Source organism: Burkholderia sp. Se-20378 (genome assembly GCF_017104665.1).
In the GTDB taxonomy this organism is placed as follows: Bacteria; Pseudomonadota; Gammaproteobacteria; order Burkholderiales; family Burkholderiaceae; genus Burkholderia; species Burkholderia lata.
Window position 1 is genome coordinate 1 of the sequence record NZ_JAAGPG010000572.1, and the last position, 4,878, is coordinate 4,878.

The following is a 4,878-nucleotide window of genomic DNA, read 5'->3' on the forward strand; positions in this document are numbered from 1 at the left end:
GAAGCGGCGGCGCGCGAGATCGCCGCCGGCCGACTCGACGCGACGCCGCTCGCGGGCTACCGGCTGCGCGTGCCGTACGCGCCGCGGCGGATCTTCGCGGCGGCGTCGAATTACTACGAACATGCGCGCGAGATGGGCACCGAGCTTGCGCCGCGCGAGGAAAGCACGCCGTACATGTTCATGAAGGCCGAGACGAGCGTGGTGCCGACGCTTGCCGAGGTCGTGATGCCGCCGCAGGCCGAGCGCGTCGACTGGGAAGTGGAGCTGGCCGTCGTGATCGGCAAGCCGGGCCGCCATATCGCGGTGGCCGACGCGTTCGACTACGTGGCCGGCTACACGATCCTGAACGACGTGAGCGCGCGCGACCTGAATCGCCGCACCGACTATCCGTTCAAGCACGACTGGTTTCGCGGCAAGAGTTTCGATACCTTCGGTCCGCTCGGGCCCTGGCTCGTGCCGCGCGCGTGCATCGCCGAACCGCAGAACCTGCGGATGCGGCTCGCCGTGAACGGCGAAATGATGCAGGACGGCAATACCGGCGAGATGATCTTCAGTATTGCGGAGCAGATTCATTACCTGTCGTCGATCCTGACGCTGCAGCCCGGCGACCTGATCGCGACCGGCACGCCGACGGGCGTCGGCATGGGGCGCGGCATCTATCTGCAGCCGGGCGACGTGATGGTCGCGTCGATCGACGGCATCGGCTCGATCGAAAACCCGCTGGTGCGCGGCTAAGCGGCGCGCGCCGCGCCGGCCCGCATGCGAACCCGAACCCGAACTCGAAAAAGACAGGAGGAGGACATGTTTGAGCGTATCCAGGCGCTGGCGCGCGGCGCGGTGCTGGCCGCAAGCCTGTGCGTCGCGGCGTCGGCCGCCCACGCGGCCGACGCGGTACGGGTCAATCTCGCGTGGCTGCCGCAGGGCAGCACCGGCGGGATCCTGGTCGCACAGGCGAAGGGCTTCTACAAGGACGCGGGCCTCGACGTGACGGTCCAGCGCGGCTACGGCGGCCAGCGGACCGTCAACGAGGTCGACGAAGGGCTGTTCGAGTTCGGCTACGGCGATCCGGTGAGCGTGATCCTGAATCGCGCGCATGGCGGCCATACGGTGCTGGTCGGCGCGATCAACACGCGCTGGCCGGGCGCAATGTGCTATCTGGAGCGGCCCGGTTTCCGGCCTGCGTCGCTGAAGGATCTCGCGGGGCTGTCGCTCGGCGGCGGCAATGCGTCGGCTGTGCAGAACATCGTGCCCGCGTGGCTGAAGCAGAACGGGATGGCGCCCGACGCGATCCGCCTCGTGCGGCTCGATCCGGCCGTGATCAACACCGCACTGCTGCAGAAGCGCATCGACCTGTCCGAATGCTGGGAAGGCGCGAGCCTGCCCGTGCAGGCCGCGTTCGCGCGGCGCGCGGGGCAGAAGCTCGGCAAGGTCACGTATCGCGATCTCGGGCTCGACATGACCGGCAGCGGGATCGTGACGACCGATGCGTTCGTCGCGCAGCATCCGGACGTCGTGAAGCGCTTCGTCGACGCGACGTATCGCGGCTATGCGCTGATGCGCGACAAGCCGCAGGACGCGATCGATGCGATCGTCGCGCGCAATCCGCTGCTCGACCGCACGATCCTGCGCGAGCAGATCGACGAGACCAATGCGCTGATTACCGACGATGCGGCCGGCCACCGGCTCGGCTGGCTGCGGCCCGAACGCATCGACGCGACGCTCGGCTTCGTGTCGCGCGCCTTCGCGCTCGGTTCGAAGGTCAAGGCCGACAGCCTCTACACCAATCGCTTCGTCGACTAACCCGATCGGGATCGCGGGGGCGGCGGCGCGCCGCCGCCGGCGATCCAACCCGGCCCGCGCGGCGCGCGGGCACACAGGAGAACGGTAATGAACAGCTTGCGTCCCAGGCGGCTCGGACACATGGTGCTGATGGTGCGGGATATCCATCGGTCTGCGAAGTTCTATACGGAAGTGATGGGCCTGAAGGTGTCCGACTGGATCGGCGACCAGATGGTGTTCCTGCGCGCGGGCACCGATCACCACGATCTCGCGCTCGCGCAGCTGCCGAAGGATTCGCCCGATTTCGACGACCTGCCGCGCTATTCGCGCCCGGGCCTCGAACATTTCTCGTACCTGGTCGACAGCATCGAGGAGATGGAGCGCTCGGTGAAGGTGCTGCAGTCGCATGGCGTCGAGATCGTGCGCGGTATCGGGCGGCACGGGCCCGGCGACAATTTCTTCCTGGTGTTCAAGGATCCGGACGGCAACAACGTCGAGGTGTACTGCGCGATGGAGCAGATCGGCGAGCGCGATCCGCGCGAGCCGCAGGTGTGGGAGCGCACGGTCGAATCGTTCGACCAGTACCGCTTCGCGCGCTTCGTCGTGCCGCCGCCGCCGCATCTCGTCGCGGAGAAGTCGCGCGGCAGCGCGCCGGCTGCCGCTTCGGACGACGATGCGGATGCGGGTGCGCAGCACGAAGCGCCGAAAGGAGACCCGGCATGAAGCGGCTGATCGAGACGGTCGCGTTCTGGGCGATCGTCGGCGTCGCCTGGGAGTTCGGTGTGCGCTGGACCGGCACGCGCGAGTACGTGCTGCCGTCGCTGTCGTCGGTGCTCGCGGCCGGCTGGGAGATGCGCGCGCAGCTGCTGGCCGACACGCTGACGACCGCCTGGGAAGTGTTCGCGGGCTTCGCGCTGGCGGTGGCGGGCGGCCTCGCGATCGGGCTGCTCGCGAGCGCGTCGAATCTCGTGCGGCGCACGCTGCTGCCGTTCGTGACCGCGCTGCAGAGCATGCCGAAGATCGCGCTCGCGCCGTTGCTGATCGTCTGGTTCGGCTACGGCTTTGCATCGAAGCTCGCGGCGGCCGTGCTGTTCGCGTTCTTCCCGATCGTCGTCGCGACGATGGGCGGCCTCGCGGGCGTGCCGCGCCATCTCGACGAGCATTTCCGCGCGCTCGGCGCGTCGGCGGCGCACACGTTCTGGCACCTGCGCCTGCCCGCCGCGCTGCCGACGCTGATGGACGGCCTGAAGATCGCGATGCCGCTCGCGGTGATCGGCGCGATCGTCGGCGAGTTCATCGGCGCGGAAGCGGGGCTCGGGCACCTGATCGTGTTCGCGACGTCGAATGCGCAAACGCCGCTGTGCTTCGCGGCGATCCTGATGGTGACCGCGCTCGCGATGCTGTTCTACGGCGCGGTCGAGCTGGTTTCGCGTGCAGTCTGGTGGAGAGGAGTCACGGCCTGATGACGATCGTCAATCTCGTGCGCCCGGTGCGGCGCGCTTCCGTTTCCGAAGGCGCGACGTCGGCGCCCGTTCAGGACGCCGCCCGCGCGGACGCACTGATCGCCGTCGAGCAGGCCGGCAAGCGCTTCGCGGCGCGCGGCGGCGCCGATGCGTTCAACGCGCTCGACCAGGTGTCGATGCGCGTGCAACCGCGCGAATTCGTGTCGATCCTCGGGCCGAGCGGCTGCGGCAAGAGCACGCTGCTGCGGATGGTCGCGGGGCTCGTGCCGTGCGATGCGGGGTCGATCCGCGTCGGCGGCACGCCGGTGGCCGGCCCGCATCCGGACATCGGCGTCGTGTTCCAGACCAGCAACATGCTGCCGTGGCTGACCGTCGGCGCGAACATCCGGCTCGGCGCGAAACTGCGCAACCTGCCGCGTGCACACGTCGACGCGCGGCTGCCCGCGCTGCTCGACACGCTCGGCCTCGCGCAGTTCGTCGACCGCTATCCGCACGAGCTGTCGGGCGGGATGCGGCAGCGTGCGGCGATCGGCCAGATCCTGCTGCTGGAGCCGCGCGTGATGCTGATGGACGAGCCGTTCGGCGCGCTCGACGCGCTCACGCGCGACCGGCTCAACGTCGAGCTGCTGCGCATCTGGCAGCAGAGCACGCTGACGGTGCTGCTCGTCACGCACAGCATTCACGAGGCCGTGTTCCTGTCGGATCGCGTGCTCGTGATGTCGGCGCGCCCGGGGCGCGTGCTGCACGACGTCAGGATCGACCTGCCGCGGCCGCGCCAGCCCGACGAGATCAAGCGTGATCCGCGTTATGGCGAGTATGTGGCGGAGCTGTCCGCCATGATGGGCGTGTACTGATACAAGGGGGAGCGGCGGGGGAAGGCGCGGGCGATGCCGCCCGTGCCGTGCATCTCCCGATGCGCGCCGGGCGCAAAGTTGCTAAGGTCCGGCAATCCCCTTTCGACGACGAAGCAGACATGGACGCGAATCCGCTCAGCGAGATCTCTCTGATCCGCCGGCTCAAGCTGAACCAGTTGATGATTTTCGAGCGCGTGCTGGAAACGCGCTCGGTGGTGCGCGCGGCCAACGAGATGCGGCTCACGCAGCCGGCCGTGACGAAGGTGATCCACGAGCTCGAATCGTGCTTCGACGGCGCGCTGTTCTCGCGCTCGAACCGCGGCGTGGTGCCGACCGAGCTCGGCCTGCTGCTCGGGCGGCGCGTGAAGTCACTGATGGCCGAGCTGCGCTACATGACCGACGAGCTGAACGATTTCCGGCTCGGCACGAGCGGGCACGTGATCGTCGGTACTCTGATTTCGGCATCCGCACGATTGCTGCCGCGCGCAATCGCGATGCTGAAGGAGCGCACGCCGCACGTGCTCGTCACCGTGCGCGAAGGCACGACCGCGCACCTGTTCCCGGCGCTCGCCACCGGCGATCTCGACATCGTCGTCGGCCGGCTGCCCGAGCGCGAGCTGCCGATCGCGAGCGCGTTCCCGCTCACGCACGAGGCGCTGTTCGACGAATCGATGTGCGCGGTGGTCGGCAACGGCTACGGCCCGGTGCCCGACCCGGCGCCGTCGCTGCGCGAGCTGGTCGACGCGCCGTGGATCCTGCCGACGCCCGATTCGCCGTCGCGG

General features: G+C 68.9%; 6 protein-coding genes. All 6 read left to right on the forward strand.

Going from position 1 to position 4,878, the window contains the following annotated elements:
- Positions 1–735: fumarylacetoacetate hydrolase family protein (locus G3N93_RS33915; RefSeq protein WP_206134927.1), on the forward strand; the 735-nt coding region annotated here is incomplete at its 5' end.
- A gap of 66 nt (positions 736–801) precedes the next feature.
- Positions 802–1,800 (forward strand): ABC transporter substrate-binding protein, encoded by a 999-nt coding sequence (locus tag G3N93_RS33920; RefSeq protein WP_206134928.1) that lies wholly within the window; start codon positions 802–804, stop codon positions 1,798–1,800.
- Between the two features lie 87 nt (positions 1,801–1,887).
- On the forward strand, positions 1,888–2,502 hold the full coding sequence (locus G3N93_RS33925; protein ID WP_174939064.1) for a VOC family protein: 615 nt from the start codon (positions 1,888–1,890) through the stop codon (positions 2,500–2,502).
- Positions 2,499–3,242, forward strand: a complete 744-nt coding sequence (locus tag G3N93_RS33930) for an ABC transporter permease (RefSeq protein ID WP_206134929.1) — start codon at positions 2,499–2,501, stop codon at positions 3,240–3,242. Before G3N93_RS33925 ends, G3N93_RS33930 begins: the two co-directional genes overlap by 4 nt.
- Positions 3,242–4,096 (forward strand): ABC transporter ATP-binding protein, encoded by an 855-nt coding sequence (locus tag G3N93_RS33935; RefSeq protein ID WP_175010955.1) that lies wholly within the window; start codon positions 3,242–3,244, stop codon positions 4,094–4,096. Before G3N93_RS33930 ends, G3N93_RS33935 begins: the two co-directional genes overlap by 1 nt.
- Positions 4,097–4,215: 119 nt before the next feature.
- The coding region (locus tag G3N93_RS33940) for a LysR family transcriptional regulator (RefSeq protein WP_206134930.1) at positions 4,216–4,878 on the forward strand (663 nt) is incomplete at its 3' end.

Excerpts from the sequence above, each read along its gene's own strand:
- G3N93_RS33920 (WP_206134928.1), top strand. The coding sequence starts at position 802 with ATGTTTGAGCGTATCCAGGCGCTGGCGCGCGGCGCGGTGCTGGCCGCA.
- G3N93_RS33925 (WP_174939064.1), top strand. The coding sequence starts at position 1,888 with ATGAACAGCTTGCGTCCCAGGCGGCTCGGACACATGGTGCTGATGGTG.
- G3N93_RS33930 (WP_206134929.1), top strand. The coding sequence starts at position 2,499 with ATGAAGCGGCTGATCGAGACGGTCGCGTTCTGGGCGATCGTCGGCGTC.
- G3N93_RS33935 (WP_175010955.1), top strand. The coding sequence starts at position 3,242 with ATGACGATCGTCAATCTCGTGCGCCCGGTGCGGCGCGCTTCCGTTTCC.